The following is a 13,734-nucleotide window of genomic DNA, read 5'->3' on the forward strand; positions in this document are numbered from 1 at the left end:
AACAATTAATTACGCCCTTCACCTCTTTTCGAGCAACGTCTACCCGATGGTGCCCACAATGAAGGCGCGGACTGCACTCAGGTCGGCATCCATCACTTCGCAACGGGTCGGCATCCCTGCCAGTGCGGCAATGGCTGCCGGGACCGGGGCTGGGGCACCGATGGCCTTTTCCACCGCCTCACCGAACTTGGCTGGATGGGCCGTGGCAAGACACACGCGCAGGGCGTCGCCGGGCAACAGTTCCAGAGCGGCGTGCACCCCGACCGCGGTATGGGGGTCGAGCAGGTACCCGGTCTCTTTGTAGAACCGGCCGATGGTGTCCAGGGTCTGCCCCTCATCCACCGAGGCCGAACAAAAGTCGCGGCGGACCTGTTCCATTTCCTCGTCGCTGAAGGTGATCCGCCCCTTTGTCTTCAGTTCGGCAAAGGCCGCCCGCACCCGAGCCGAGTCTTCACCGTAGAGATGGAAGAGGTAGCGCTCGAAGTTGGAGGCCACCTGAATGTCCATGGAGGGTGAGAGGGTGGAGACCACGCCGGCCAGGGAGTAGTCGCCCTGGTTGACGAAGCGGGTCAGGATATTGTTTTCGTTGGTGGCCAGCAGGAGCTTTTCAATAGGCAGCCCCATGCGCTTGGCCACGTAGCCGGCAAAGATGTCGCCGAAGTTGCCGGTGGGAACCGAGAAGCAGACCGGGGCCGTACCTTCTTCCGTTACCCGCAGCCAGGCGTAGACGTAGTAAACCACCTGGGCCAGCACCCGCGCCCAGTTGATGGAGTTGACCGCGCCGAGGGCGTACTTTTCCTTGAACTCCAGGTCGCCGAAGAGCGCCTTGACCATATCCTGGCAGTCGTCAAAAGTGCCGCGGATGGCGATGTTGTGGACATTGGCATCGGTGACGGTGGTCATCTGCCGGGCCTGCACCGGCGAGGTCTTGCCGTAGGGATGGAGGATGAAGATATTGATCCCCTTCTTGCCCCGTACCCCGTGAATGGCGGCGCTGCCGGTGTCGCCCGAGGTTGCGCCGACGATGTTCAGGATTTGCCCCCGCTCGGCCAGGATATATTCGAACACATTGCCCAGGAATTGCAGGGCGACATCCTTGAAGGCCAGGGTCAGGCCATGGAACAGCTCCAGGATATAGACGCCGTTCTCCTTGACCACCGGGGTCACCGCCGGGTGGGTGAAGGTCGCGTAGGAACGGTCGATCAACGCCTTCAGGTCGGCGGGGGGGATATCATCCACAAAACGGGAGATGACCTCGAAAGCCAGTTCCGGGTAGGAGAGCCCCCGCCAGGCGTTGAGCTGTTCCGGGGTGATCCGGGGGTAGGATTCAGGCAGGAGCAGGCCGCCGTCGGTGGCCAGCCCCATCATGACGGCATCCTTGAAGGGGATCGGCTGGATGCCGCCGCGCGTGCTGAGGTAACGCATGGTGTGATTCCTTTCGGGCTTCGACTGAAATAAGAAGATAATCTAACAGAAATTCGCCGATTAGGGAAGCGTCTCAGCCGCCGGAGGCACCGGGCAGGATGCTTTCGCGCAGTTCGCCGGGCGCCAGCAGAAAGAAGAAGCGAAACATGCAGTATTTATAAAATTCGCTGAACAGGAGATGGAAGCTGCCGCCGTGGTTCCACCAAGCCTCTTTCAGGTTCTTGCTGTCCACCGGATAGGGGTAGATGGCCACGTCTTTGGGCAGCGCGTTGCGGAACAGGATCGCGGCCCGCTTCATGTGGTAGCGCGAGGTGATGAGCACGATGGAGCGGACGTCGGCCCGCATGATGACGTCACGGCCATAGATGGCGTTCTCCAGGGTGTTGCGGGAGGCCTTTTCCAGCACGACCCCTTCGGATGAGGGATCGCCGGTCTGGGGGCGGTACAGGTCCCCCTTGCGGACGGAGGGATCGACGCCGATCAGAAAAAGGTGGCTGCCCCGTTGCTCCCGGTACAGCCGTACCCCCTCTTCCACCCTCCCCTTGCCGCCGGCCAGCACCACGATGGCATCGGCCTTGACCGGCCGCTGCCGGTAGGAAAACGTCTTGTAGGTAAAGTCGATGAACAGTACCGCCACAACGATGGCCAGGATAATAACGAGCGTTATGAAGGCCTTGATGATATTCATGAGTCGTCCAATTTTTCCCTTGCAACCGGCCAATTAATCTGTTAAAAATTCTTTTTCAGCAATTAATGGAGGTTACCATCATATGTCGAGAAAATGTGAAATTTGCGGAAAAGGCCCCAGCTTCGGCAATAACGTAAGCCATGCCAACAACAAGACCCGTACCGTCTGGCATCCGAACATCCAGAAGGTCAAAACCATTAAAAACGGCACGGTGGCAACCATCAAGGTTTGCACCCGCTGCATCCGTTCCGGTTTCATCACCAAAGCGCTCTAGTCGCGGCGGCTCACCAGCCGCTTGAACGGTCTGCGATTTGAAGCCGTGGCACACCAGGTGTCCACGGCTTTTTGTCGTTTCCCCACCGGAGGATGGTGCCTCCCCTCCCGGCATGTCACGCCAGGGCGACGACCTCGATCTCAACCAGCGCGCCGCGGGGCAGGCTCTTGACCGCCACGGTCGAACGGGCCGGCTTGTGATCGCCGAAACAGCGGCCGTAGATCTCGTTCACCACGGCAAAATCCCCCATGTCGGCCAGAAAGATGGTGGTCTTGACCACCTGCGGGAACCCCGTGCCGGCAGCGGCCAGTACGGCGGCAATGTTCGCCATCACCCGCTCGGTCTCCGCCGCAACGCCCCCTGCCGCCAGATCGCCCGTTGCCGGGTCAAGGGCGATCTGCCCGGAACAGAAGAGCAGCCCGTTGGCCCGAATGGCCTGTGCATACGGCCCGATGGCAGCAGGAGCCTTGTCTGTCGCAATTGTTTCACATGTCATTGTTTTAGCCTCTCCACTTTGATGACACCCTTTACCTTCATAATGGCGTTCATAACCTTCCGCAGGTGTGCCAGGTCGCTGACATTCACCTCGAAGGTGTTTTCGCCACGCTGGTCGATGGTGCTCTGAATATGGGCGCTGGCGATATTTGCCTCACAGTTGGTGATGGCCATGGTGATGTTTGCCAGGATGCCCTTGACGTCATGACAGATCACCTTGATCTTGACCGGCAGGGACGCGGTCTTGACCCTGTTCCAGGCCACATCGATCTGCCGCTCCGGGTCGCTTTCCAGGGCGAACTTGCAGTCCGCCGTATGGATCGTAACCCCCTTGCCGCGGGTGATGAAACCGATGATCTCGTCTCCCGGCACCGGATTGCAGCATTTGGCGAAGCGGACCAACACATCGTCGACGCCACTGATCTCCACCGCGCTGGTGGACGTCTTTCCTTTCAGCTTGTTGATGACCGCCGAAAGCCGCGATTCCTTGTGCTCGATCCGTTCCTGCAACTTTTCCGCGGGCACCAGCTTGCCCATGATCTGGCCGCTGGATATCTTGCCGTAGCCCACCGCCGCCAGCAGGTCGTCGTCTCCGGCAAAGCCGAATTCGCCGGCGATCTTTTTGAATTCCCCGCTCTTCTGGATCTTCTGCAGGTTTACGGAGTACCTGCGGAAATCCTTTTCGCAGATCTCGCGCCCCAGAACGATGCTCCGCTTGCGCTCCTCGACCTTGATCCAGGCCCGTATCCGATTGCGGGCGCGGGAGCTGTGGACGATCTTGAGCCAATCCTTGCTGGGTGTATGGTGGGGCGAGGTGATGACCTCGACGATATCGCCATTCTTCAATTCGTACTTGAGCGGCACCAGCTTGCCGTTGACCTTGGCCCCCACGCAGCGATGCCCCACGTCGCTATGCACGCTGTAGGCGAAATCGATGGGCGTGGACCCCTTGGGAAAGCCCTTCACATCCCCCTTGGGGGTAAAGACGTAGACCTCCTCGGGGAAGAGATCCACCTTGACCGAATCCATGAACTCCTTGGAATCCTGGAGTTCCTGCTGCCACTCCAGAAGCTGCCGCAGCCAGGCAAAGCGCTTGACCTCCTTCTCGTCGTACCCCTTGCCCTCCTTGTACTTCCAGTGGGCCGCAATGCCGGCATCGGCCACCCGGTGCATCTCGTGGGTGCGGATCTGCACCTCCATCCTGTCGCCGTGGGGGCCGATGACCGTCGTGTGCAACGACTGGTACATATTCCCCTTGGGCATGGCGATATAGTCCTTGAAGCGCCCCGGTATCGGCTTCCAGGCGGAATGGATCACGCCCAGGACCTCGTAGCACTCCCGCACGTCCTCCACCAGGATGCGGATGGCCAAGAGGTCGTAAATCTCCTCGAACTCCACGTTGCGTTTCTCCATCTTGCGATAGATGGAGTAGAGATGCTTGCTGCGGCCCGAAACCTCGCCATGGATTCCCTGAAAAGCCAGCTTCTCGGAGATGATCGATTTCGCCTCCTCGACGTACGCCTCCCGCTCCTTCTTCTTCAGGGACACCTTGCGAGCCAGGTCGAAGTAGAGGTCGGGGTTGAGATAGCGGAACGCCAGGTCCTCCAGTTCCACCTTGACCCAGGATATGCCCAGCCGGTTGGCGATGGGGGCGTAGATGTCCATCGTCTCCCGGGCGATGGTGCGCTGCTTGGTCTCGGGCTGGAACTCCAGGGTGCGCATGTTGTGCAGGCGGTCGGCCAGCTTGACCAGGATGACGCGGATATCGTTGGCCATGGCCAGGAGCATCTTGCGGAAATTCTCGGCCTGGCTCTCCTGCTTGGTCTTGAAGTGGATCTTGCTGATCTTGGTGACCCCATCCACCAGCTTTGCCACCTCTTCCCCGAACATCTCCACCAGTTCCTCGTAGGTCGTCAGGGTGTCTTCGATGGTGTCGTGGAGGAAGCCGGTGACGATGCTGGGGACGTCCAGGCGCAACTCGGCCAGCAGTCCGGCCACCTCCATGGGGTGGATGATGTAGGGCTCCCCGGACAGGCGCGTCTGGCCCTGGTGCACCTTGGCGCAGTACACGTAGGCCTTGCGGATGATATTGAGATCAGCCGTCGGGTTGTACGCCGTTACCGTGTCGAGGATGTCGTTGAGTCTGATCATGCGCCGTTGTCTACTCGCAGGAAGAAAAGGATCGGAAGGTACGGGGATGGATACAAAAAGGGTGAAGCCGCATCATGCGCGATTCCACCCCGGTACGGCAAATTAATGGGCTTGCTGTCTCTTGCTGATTTCGAAGCTGACCTTGCCGGCGGCAATCTCCCGCAGAGCGGTTACCACGAGGCGGTTGTTCTTGGGGTCGATGAGCGGATGAGCCCCCTTGTAGAGCTGTTTGACCCGTTTGGAGGCCAGCATCACCAAAAGAAAGCGGTTATCGACCTTTTCGAGACAATCTTCAACGGTTACCCGTGCCATAGCGTTACTCCTTCCTACTACCGTTAGAAAAATGGAACGTTATTTTTACATGATTTCATCTCAAATATCAAACAATTTCGCCACCTGCTCCAGCATGCGGGAGGTGCGGCGGCGCTGGGCCAGCACGATGGCCGACAACTCCTCGGCGGCCTCCTCGAAGCGGTCGTTGATGACGATGTAGTCGTACCAGCGGCACTCCTTGATCTCGTCCGCGGCCCGCACGATACGGCGCTCGATCACCTCCCGGGCGTCCGACGAACGGCTTTCCAGGCGATGGCGGAGCTCTTCCATGGTGGGGGGCAGGATGAAGACGAACACCCCGCCGTCGAGGCGCTCCTTCAGGATCATCGCCCCCTGGCAGTCGATATCCAACACCAGGTCGATGCCGTTGCGGCGGGCATCCTCCAGGGTCTTCAGGGCCGTGCCGTACAGATTGCCGTGTACCTCGGCCCACTCGGCAAAGGCGTCCTCGGCCACCATGCGCTCGAATTCCGGCCGGGACACGAAGAAGTAGTCCTCACCGTCCACCTCGCCGGCCCGCGGCGAGCGGGTCGTGTAGCTGACCGACTCTCTCATGGCCGGAAAGCGTTGCAGGAGTTCATTGCAGAGAGAAGTCTTGCCGGCCCCGGAGGGGGCCGATATGATGAGGATCAGGCCTTCGCGTTTCATGGAACATCCTTAGGAGGTTGTTGAAAAACAGCCATCTCGCCGCCATCCTCGAATACCCTTTCGTGCGGCGTAGCGCTGCAAACCCTCACCCAATCCCTCTCCCAGAGGGAGAGGGCAAGGCATGCTCTCCCCCTCTGGGGGAGAGATAGAGAGAGGGCCTGCCTCCTCTGGGCATTCTGCGGGTGCGACGATCTGACTATTTTTGAACAACCTGAGTTTTTCAACAGTCTGCTTCGCGGTGATTGGTCGAATGGTAGCACGGAACAGCGGCAAAAGGAAAGCCTTCCGCCCGCCATCCCAGTTTTCAATTCAGAAACGAGCAATTTTTCGTCATGGCCAGAAAATCGAGGGATTGCGCGGAGGCGTACATCGGTACGCCGCACAAGCAAACCCGATGATTGACGCCGCCATGGCGGAAAAGGGCCGTTTCTGGATGAAAATTATTCGATGTTCTGCACCTGCTCGCGCATCTTCTCCATCTCGGCCTTGATCCGGATGACCAGCGAGGTGATCTCGGCGTCGCTGGATTTGGAACCGATGGTGTTGACCTCCCGGTTCATCTCCTGCATGAGGAAGTCCAGCTTGCGCCCCACCGGTTCCGGCAGGCGCAGCGCTTCGTCGAACTGGCCGAAATGGCTGGCGAGCCGGACCAGTTCCTCGGTCACGTCGCACCGGTCGGCCATCAGGGCGACCTCCTGGGCCAAGCGCGTCTCGTCCATCTCCGTCCCCTCCAGCAGTTGGTCCAGGCGCGCCTTCAGCTTCTGCCGGTACTCGACCACCACCGCCGGCGTGCGTTCCCTGATCAGGGCGGTCCATTCCGCCACCTGGGCACGCCGGGCCGACAAATCCGCTGCCAGGGCCTCGCCTTCCCGGGTCCGCATGGCGTCCATGGCCGTCACGGCGGCCTGGACCGCGGACATGAGCTGATCGCGGTAGTCGTCCTCCGCCAGGGTAGTGCTCCCCTCCCGCAGAACCCCCTTCTGGGCGATCACCAGGGACAGGGGCACCTGCCCCAGAAGCCCCAGTTCGCCGGCCAGGTGGTTGAAGGTGGTGAAGTAGGAGCGCGCCAGGGCCGTATCGACCTGGGGCAGCGATTCGGCGGCCAGGGCCTCCTCCCACTGCACGAAGACATCGATCTTGCCCCGCTTGAGCTGGGCGGACACGGCCCGCTTGACCTCGTTTTCCAGGGCCATGAAACCGCGCGGCATCCGTACCGACACCTCGCCGTAGCGGTGGTTGACCGAACGGATCTCCACCGTGAAGGTCCCCTGTTCCGTTGTCGCCTCTCCCTTGCCGTATCCGGTCATGCTCTTTAGCATTGCGGCTCCTTTTTCCGTAGTAACGTCACCTGGTCAAACCATACAACATCCCGGGCGTTTCAGCAACGACAGGTTTACCGGGGGCAAAAACGTCGCAAGCACGGGGCGGCGTTTCCCCACATTCCCTATTGACAAAGCGGAACCGGTACTGTTCAATTATAATTTTACGGTTTGAACCAGTCAGGATTGCGTGTACGACAATCTTTCACATCAGCTCCAGGAGGAAAGCAATGAACCCATTGGCACAAGAACTGAACGACCTGCTTGCCCAGCACAACCCGCACGTTCTGGAAATGCTGTCCGATCTCGGCAAGAACCTCTTCTTCCCCAAAGGCATTCTGACCCAGTCGGCCGAAGCCAAGGAAAAGGCGCACAAATACAACGCCACCATCGGCATCGCCACCGAAAACGGCGGGCCGATGTTTCTGTCGTGCATTAAGGACAAGCTGTCCGCATTCGACCCCAAGGACATCTTTCCCTACGCCCCACCGGCCGGCAAACCGGAACTGCGCTCCCTGTGGCGCGAGAAACAGTTGCGGGAGAACCCCAGCCTGCAGGGCAAGCACTTCAGCAACCCCGTCGTCACCAACGCCCTGACCCACGGCCTCTCCATCGTCGCCGACCTGTTCATCGACAAGGGGGACCACCTGATCCTCCCCGACATGCTCTGGGGCAACTACAATCTGACCTTCGGCACCTGCTGCGGCGCCATCGTCAAGAAGCACCCGACCTTCACCGTGGCCGGCGGCTACGACATCGACGCCTTCAAGGCGGTCCTGAAGGACACGGCCGAAGAGAAGGGCAAGGCAGTGGTCCTGCTCAACTTCCCCAACAACCCCAGCGGCTACACCCCGACCGTGGCCGAAGGCGATGCCCTGGTGGCGGCCATCAAGGAAGTGGCCGAATCCGGCTGCAACATCGTTGCCGTGACCGACGACGCCTACTTCGGCCTCTTTTACGAGGACAGCCTCAAGGAATCCCTGTTCGGCAAGCTCGCCAACCTCCACCCGCGCATCCTGGCGGTCAAGCTGGACGGCGCCACCAAGGAGGAGTTCGTCTGGGGCTTCCGTACCGGGTTCATCACCTTTGCCGACGGCAACGAGTACGAGAATACGCCGGTCATGACCGCCCTGGAGAAGAAGACCATGGGGATCATCCGCGCCCGCATCTCCAACTGCCCGCACCCCTCCCAGACCTTCGTCATCGAGGCGCTGCGTTCGCCCCAGTTCCTGGCCCAGAAGGAAGAAAAGTTCCAGATCATGAAGGGTCGCGCCCTGAAGACGAAGCAGGTGCTCGACAGCGGCAAGTACGATTCGGCCTGGACCTACTACCCGTTCAACTCCGGGTACTTCATGTGCCTGAAACTGAAACAGGTGGATGCCGAGAAGCTGCGCCTCCATCTGCTGGACAAGTACGGGGTCGGCGCCATCTCCACCAGCAAGACCGACCTGCGCATCGCCTTCTCCTGCATCGCCGAGGAGCATATACAAGAACTGTTCGACATCATCTACCAAGGGGCGCAGGATCTGGCCTGAGGCGCGGCCTGGCCTGACTCATGAAACGAAGAAGGGTCCACATGACGTGGGCCCTTTTTCGTTTTTCCTCGATAAGTAACACTATATATTCCGGGATGAATGCGGTCATTGGAACTCAACTCCACAGAACCGCTGCCGGTGGCATCGTTACTCCAAAACTTGCTTTTCGGTGATAGTTCCGTATTCTTTAAGAGACGTTGCCGCCTCGTAGCACTTCAGCACAGTTTTGGCTATTTCTTTCTATGAAACAATTTCAATCCTGACTAGTTGGGTGTTCTTTCCCTTGCCCCTCAAGATTCTTCACATACTGAGCCAACGTCCCGATGCCACCGGCAGCGGTTTTTTCGTGCAGAACATGCTGCGGCAGAGTGCGGCCCGGGGACACGAGAATTATCTGCTGTGCGGCGTTCCTGCCGGTGACATTCCGGTTCTCGACTGTATCGACAGAGACAGGTGCAGTTTTGTGTTATTTGACGGCCCGGATCTGGCCTTCCCCATCCCCGGCATGAGTGATGCCATGCCGTATCCGAGTTCAGTTTTCGGCATGCTCACCGAAAAACAACTCCTGGCCTACGAGCAGGTTTTTTCCGAAAAAATACGGCATGCCGCCACAGAATTTGCGCCGGATATCATTCACAGCCACCATCTCTGGCTGGTAACGGCCATCACCCGCAGAATACTGCCGGACATTCCGATGGTAGCCTCCTGTCACTCCACCGATCTCCGGCAATTCATGCAATGCGGGCATCTGCGGTCGCAGGTATATGAAGATTGCCGGAAGGTTGAGAGGGTTCTGGCACTCAGCAGGGATCAGAGCCGGATGATACAGAGCCTGTATCAGATTGACGGCCGCCGAATTGACATTGTTGGCGGTGGCTTCAATCGGGAGCTGTTTGACTGGGGGCCGAAGGAAGCCACGCCGATACACCTGCTGTATGCCGGAAAGCTGAGTTTTGCCAAAGGGGTCGACTGGTTGCTGCGTGCCTGTCGCCATATCGCCGGGCTGCCGGTGCACTTGCACCTCGCCGGTTCCGGGGCCGGGCATGAGGCGGAAGTCTGCCGTGCCCTTGCCGCAGAGCTGGAAATCCCGGTGCAGTTTCACGGCAATCTGCCGCAAGCGCAGCTTGCCGTCCTGATGCGAGCCGCCCATATCTTCATTCTGCCGTCTTTTTACGAAGGCTTTCCCCTGGTGCTGCTCGAAGCCCTGGCCTCAGGCTGCCGGATCATCACCACCAGGCTGCCGGGTGGCTGTGAACTGCTGGAAAATGTGCGCAGCGATTTGGTACAGTTCATCAACCTGCCCCCCCTGCAGACGGTTGACCGGCCATTTCCCGATGATTGGCAGAGTCTCGAAGAGCAACTGGCCGATGCGATACGGCACATGGTCGATCTGGCGCAAAAAACCCCAGCCCCGACCGCGGCCGAAACGAACGGGTTGACGGTGTTTCATACCTGGGAGGGGGTTTTTTCGAGGGTGATGGCGGCTTACAGCCACGTTCTCAGTCGTGGAGGTTAATGGCGATGGCGGCGATATCGTCATGGAGCTTGAAACGGGGGTAAACGCGGCAAAAAGGGTCGTCCTGCTGCAACGCCCGGACATGGTCGCAAATCTCTTGCAAGCCGCCCTGCTGATAGCAGGCGACGAAGCGAGACCAGTCGCTTGCATCTTCCGGATTTTCTTTCGGGAGAAAGAGACCGTCGGTAAAAAGCAGGATGGCGGCCACGCCATCAAGTGCCACACGACCACAGTTGAGAAAGTCGAGGGCCACGGCCTCTCCATTCAACGTCCCGTAGCTTCTGTTCATCTGCAGCCGCACCTTTTTAATCTGCTCCGCAAGCTCAGTGCCAATGCCGAGGCCGGAAGAGCACGGCAGATTCTTCCACAGCATGAGCGTCTCAAGGTCATGATCGGTCTCATGTGTCAGCAGCCTGTACCGACCATTGTCCATAACCAGCAGAATGAGGCTGTCGCCGATCTGGCAGTAATCCGCATGGTTTTCTTCAATGCGCACCACAGCGGCGCTTGTCGACCAGAGGAGGTGCCGTTCATTGTCGGTAATGCCGAGTTCACGGGTTGCTACATTGATCTGACGATTGGCGAGATCGGCTGAGCGATAGAGGTCGCTGCCACCGGTCCGGAAGGCGTGCGCGGCTATCCGGGCAGCAAGAAGCCCGCCGGTGGTGCCCGGCGGGAGATTGTCATTTGCCAGGCTGGTAGCGCCGTCAAACACGCCAAAGAGGTTGCCATCGCGGAGCAGCACATCTTCATTTACCGTACCACTGCCTTTTTGCAAAAGCATCTCGGCTGGCCGGTCGGCATAATCATCGTACGGTCGGTGGATGGGCGTATGAAGGTTGGGGGCACTATACATCGGGGCTTGTCCTTGATTACAAATCCATGCAACTATAATATACATCCGGCATGACGGCAAATTGGTAGTTACCATGATTAGCGCAAGCGTTATCGTCAATACCGATAATTAACGTCTGGCTTTGAAAATGACACGAACCTATGATCACGATTGTTAACGACTGTCGGCAGGATATGTGGGATGAGTATATCGGCAACAATCCCCGCAGCCTGTTCTTTCATCGCCATGGCTGGGCCGAGGCCTTGGCTGTCACCTACGATCTGCCGGTTTTCCGGCTGGCGGCCAGGAATAATGCCGGAACCATCGTCGGCGCGCTTCCGGTTATCCTGTTTTCCCCACCTGGTGCAGCAAAACGATTACTATCACTGCCATACACCGATGCGGCGGGTATTGTTGCCGAAAATGGCGAAGCCGCAAGCGAACTGGTTTCGGCCGCCTTGCGCATGGCCCAGGAGCTGGGTGCCGACCATCTGGAGATACGCCAAGCCGGAAATGCAGAGCAAGAGGCTTTTTCCCCTGGCACTGCACCGTGGCATCATATGGCCCATGCATTCAAAACCGGCCTTTCCCGGACGCTTCCCGTCTCCCCCGAGGCACTATGGCTTGATTTACGGCCCAAAGTGCGGAACCAGGTACGAAAAGCGATGCGGGAAGGGTGCCGGGCAGAGATCGGTGGGCGTGAACTGTTGCCCGATTTCTTTGCGGTATTTTCAGAAAATATGCGCGATCTTGGCTCTCCGGTACATGATCCGGCCATCTTTCGGCATCTGGCCGGCCATTTCCCCGAGAGCATGCATGTCGTCGTAGTATTTCGGGCCGATCTCCCGGTTGCGGCGGCGATCCTTTTGCGGCATGGCGCGACACTCTTCAACCCCTGGGCATCGTCGTTGAGGCGGGAAAGGCCGTTTTGCCCGAATATGCTGCTCTATTTTACGATGCTCGACTTTGCCGTGCAGACGCAATGCGAACGATTCGATTTCGGCAGGTCGAGCCCCCATGCCCCTACCTGCCGTTTCAAGCTGCAATGGGGTGCGGTGATGCAGCCCCTGGTGTGGCATGTTTATTCCCGGCCCGGTTGCCACTGGCATCCGGAACGGGAAAGCCTCGCCCACGAAAACTGGAAGAGCGTCAGCCTCGCTGAATCCAACAGAAGAGGACCGGCGCTCAGGCGCTGGATCAGCCTGTGAACGGCAGGCGACTGGCACTTTCCGGCGCGGTTTTTTCGCTGCCGCAACCGATCTTTCTGGTCATTGAGGATGTGGGCTGGTGGCAGGGATACGACGGGGCGGCGCAGAACGAACCCTTTCGCACCGGTTTCTGCCGCCGTCATTGCCTGGACGATTACCGTGCCCTGACACGGCTTGCCAGGCGGCTTTCCATGCGGCTCGCCATTGGCTTGGTGCTGGGGGAGTGGGACCGTACCAACTTCCTGAAAGACGTGCAGGGTGCCACCTGGATGGGCACGGCTTGGGACAACAGTATCAACCAGGGGCCCTGGCTCGATGAAACGGCGCAGTATCTCAACGACCATCGGCAGTTTCTCGAGATCGCCCTGCACGGCATCTGTCACGAGTTCTGGCAGGACGGGCAGATGCACCGCACGGAATTCCATGATGCAAGCGGGCAAATGCGGCCGGAGGCAGTGGTGCGCCGCCACCTCGAGGCCTATGCCACCCTCTTGTCGCAGAACGGGCTGGGGGGCTTTCCTCGGTTTTTTATCCCACCTGCCCTCTACCACAGCTTCGGCAACGGCCGGGAGTCAATGCAGGCGATCCTCAAATCCTTCGGCATCGATTATGTCGCGACACGCTTCAGCAAGGCCCGCCTCTATGCCAAACCCCAGCATCCGCGCCTTGCCTGGGAATGCGGCATTGGACTCGTCGAGAGGGGACTTTCCCCGGTGAACTGGGATGTGGCAGCTGCCCCGCCGCGCTTATGTGACGATAATTCTCCGATCCTCGCCCTGCATTGGGCCAATCTCCTGCACCCCGATGCGGAGCGGAATCATGAGGTGGTGGACGCTTGGGCGGATATGCTGGCGACAAAGGCCGCCGGGCTCGATTTTATTCTGGCGGAAGAACTGGCTGCCTGCTGGTGCCAGGCGGCAGCGTATTTCCTTGCCGATTTTAGAAAGGAATCAAATAGCATTGTCATTGACCTTGGGGCGATACCAACGCTGCCCTGTTTTACCGGAGCGATAGCATTAAAAATACGGGACGAACAGTCGCAAACCTGGCATGTTCACGGGGCAAACGTTGTGGGGCAAACAACTGGAGAGGATTCAACAACAACTCGTTATTTGCTGCCCGAGCCACGGAGTACGAAGATTGTAATTTCTCGCAACCATCACCGATAAACAGGCCATGATGACGCGAGTTGAAGAGTAACGTTCCTCCCCTTCTCCCCGAATCGCTCCCCCTCCCCCGTTATCCCGCCCCTCCGGCGCGGGGGCATCCGCCACTTCCCCCTTGTCTGCCCTGGCGGTTCCGGTGTA

The 13,734-nt window shown here is 59.1% G+C and carries 13 protein-coding genes; 5 read left to right on the forward strand and 8 right to left on the reverse strand.

Annotated features, from left to right (window positions below; translation table 11 throughout):
* Positions 1-39 precede the first annotated feature (39 nt).
* The gene (gene thrC / locus FO488_RS11815; protein WP_149210741.1) at positions 40-1,425 is read right to left on the reverse strand and encodes a threonine synthase; all 1,386 of its coding nucleotides are present in this window, start codon (positions 1,423-1,425) and stop codon (positions 40-42) included.
* Between the two features lie 73 nt (positions 1,426-1,498).
* On the reverse strand, positions 1,499-2,113 hold the full coding sequence (locus FO488_RS11820; protein ID WP_149210742.1) for a YdcF family protein: 615 nt from the start codon (positions 2,111-2,113) through the stop codon (positions 1,499-1,501).
* Between the two features lie 82 nt (positions 2,114-2,195).
* Here FO488_RS11820 and rpmB point away from each other — a divergent pair, with 82 nt between their 5' ends.
* Positions 2,196-2,387, forward strand: coding sequence for a 50S ribosomal protein L28 (gene rpmB, locus FO488_RS11825; RefSeq protein WP_149210743.1), 192 nt, complete (start codon positions 2,196-2,198; stop codon positions 2,385-2,387).
* A 115-nt stretch (positions 2,388-2,502) separates the two neighbouring features.
* Here rpmB and FO488_RS11830 read toward each other — a convergent pair whose 3' ends face one another.
* From FO488_RS11830 to FO488_RS11850, 5 genes are all read right to left on the reverse strand, one after another.
* Complete coding sequence (locus tag FO488_RS11830; RefSeq protein WP_149210744.1) at positions 2,503-2,883, reverse strand: Rid family detoxifying hydrolase; 381 nt, start codon at positions 2,881-2,883, stop codon at positions 2,503-2,505.
* Positions 2,880-5,033 carry a bifunctional (p)ppGpp synthetase/guanosine-3',5'-bis(diphosphate) 3'-pyrophosphohydrolase gene (locus FO488_RS11835; RefSeq protein WP_149210745.1) on the reverse strand — a complete coding sequence of 718 codons (2,154 nt, stop codon included), beginning with the start codon at positions 5,031-5,033 and terminating at the stop codon, positions 2,880-2,882. Before FO488_RS11835 ends, FO488_RS11830 begins: the two co-directional genes overlap by 4 nt.
* 102 nt (positions 5,034-5,135) lie before the next feature.
* Positions 5,136-5,345 (reverse strand): DNA-directed RNA polymerase subunit omega, encoded by a 210-nt coding sequence (gene rpoZ / locus FO488_RS11840; protein WP_149210746.1) that lies wholly within the window; start codon positions 5,343-5,345, stop codon positions 5,136-5,138.
* A gap of 60 nt (positions 5,346-5,405) precedes the next feature.
* Positions 5,406-6,014 carry a guanylate kinase gene (gene gmk, locus FO488_RS11845; RefSeq protein WP_149210747.1) on the reverse strand — a complete coding sequence of 203 codons (609 nt, stop codon included), beginning with the start codon at positions 6,012-6,014 and terminating at the stop codon, positions 5,406-5,408.
* Positions 6,015-6,454: 440 nt separating this feature from the next.
* Entirely contained in the window at positions 6,455-7,333 is an 879-nt protein-coding gene (locus tag FO488_RS11850) for a YicC/YloC family endoribonuclease (RefSeq protein ID WP_149210748.1), read from the reverse strand.
* Between the two features lie 230 nt (positions 7,334-7,563).
* On the opposite strand from FO488_RS11850, the gene FO488_RS11855 reads away from it, so the two are divergent.
* Together FO488_RS11855 and FO488_RS11860 are read left to right on the forward strand one after the other, a co-directional pair.
* Entirely contained in the window at positions 7,564-8,868 is a 1,305-nt protein-coding gene (locus FO488_RS11855) for an aminotransferase class I/II-fold pyridoxal phosphate-dependent enzyme (RefSeq protein WP_149210749.1), read from the forward strand.
* 283 nt (positions 8,869-9,151) lie between these two features.
* On the forward strand, positions 9,152-10,384 hold the full coding sequence (locus FO488_RS11860) for a glycosyltransferase family 4 protein (RefSeq protein WP_168206006.1): 1,233 nt from the start codon (positions 9,152-9,154) through the stop codon (positions 10,382-10,384).
* Here FO488_RS11860 and FO488_RS11865 read toward each other — a convergent pair.
* Positions 10,368-11,240, reverse strand: coding sequence for a protein phosphatase 2C domain-containing protein (locus FO488_RS11865; RefSeq protein ID WP_168206007.1), 873 nt, complete (start codon positions 11,238-11,240; stop codon positions 10,368-10,370). The genes FO488_RS11860 and FO488_RS11865 overlap by 17 nt on opposite strands.
* Before the next feature lie 140 nt (positions 11,241-11,380).
* Here FO488_RS11865 and FO488_RS11870 point away from each other — a divergent pair, with 140 nt between their 5' ends.
* Positions 11,381-12,427 (forward strand): GNAT family N-acetyltransferase, encoded by a 1,047-nt coding sequence (locus FO488_RS11870; RefSeq protein WP_149210752.1) that lies wholly within the window; start codon positions 11,381-11,383, stop codon positions 12,425-12,427.
* Positions 12,424-13,596, forward strand: coding sequence for a hypothetical protein (locus FO488_RS11875; protein ID WP_149210753.1), 1,173 nt, complete (start codon positions 12,424-12,426; stop codon positions 13,594-13,596). Before FO488_RS11870 ends, FO488_RS11875 begins: the two co-directional genes overlap by 4 nt.
* Positions 13,597-13,734: the final 138 nt, after the last annotated feature.

Origin of the sequence: Geobacter sp. FeAm09 (genome assembly GCF_008330225.1) — a bacterium.
Taxonomy (GTDB): domain Bacteria; phylum Desulfobacterota; class Desulfuromonadia; order Geobacterales; family Pseudopelobacteraceae; genus Oryzomonas.

Excerpts from the sequence above, each read along its gene's own strand:
- rpmB (WP_149210743.1), top strand. The coding sequence starts at position 2,196 with ATGTCGAGAAAATGTGAAATTTGCGGAAAAGGCCCCAGCTTCGGCAAT.
- FO488_RS11850 (WP_149210748.1), bottom strand. The coding sequence starts at position 7,333 with ATGCTAAAGAGCATGACCGGATACGGCAAGGGAGAGGCGACAACGGAA.
- FO488_RS11835 (WP_149210745.1), bottom strand. The coding sequence starts at position 5,033 with ATGATCAGACTCAACGACATCCTCGACACGGTAACGGCGTACAACCCG.
- FO488_RS11870 (WP_149210752.1), top strand. The coding sequence starts at position 11,381 with ATGATCACGATTGTTAACGACTGTCGGCAGGATATGTGGGATGAGTAT.
- gmk (WP_149210747.1), bottom strand. The coding sequence starts at position 6,014 with ATGAAACGCGAAGGCCTGATCCTCATCATATCGGCCCCCTCCGGGGCC.
- FO488_RS11865 (WP_168206007.1), bottom strand. The coding sequence starts at position 11,240 with ATGTATAGTGCCCCCAACCTTCATACGCCCATCCACCGACCGTACGAT.
- FO488_RS11820 (WP_149210742.1), bottom strand. The coding sequence starts at position 2,113 with ATGAATATCATCAAGGCCTTCATAACGCTCGTTATTATCCTGGCCATC.
- rpoZ (WP_149210746.1), bottom strand. The coding sequence starts at position 5,345 with ATGGCACGGGTAACCGTTGAAGATTGTCTCGAAAAGGTCGATAACCGC.
- FO488_RS11855 (WP_149210749.1), top strand. The coding sequence starts at position 7,564 with ATGAACCCATTGGCACAAGAACTGAACGACCTGCTTGCCCAGCACAAC.
- thrC (WP_149210741.1), bottom strand. The coding sequence starts at position 1,425 with ATGCGTTACCTCAGCACGCGCGGCGGCATCCAGCCGATCCCCTTCAAG.
- FO488_RS11830 (WP_149210744.1), bottom strand. The coding sequence starts at position 2,883 with ATGACATGTGAAACAATTGCGACAGACAAGGCTCCTGCTGCCATCGGG.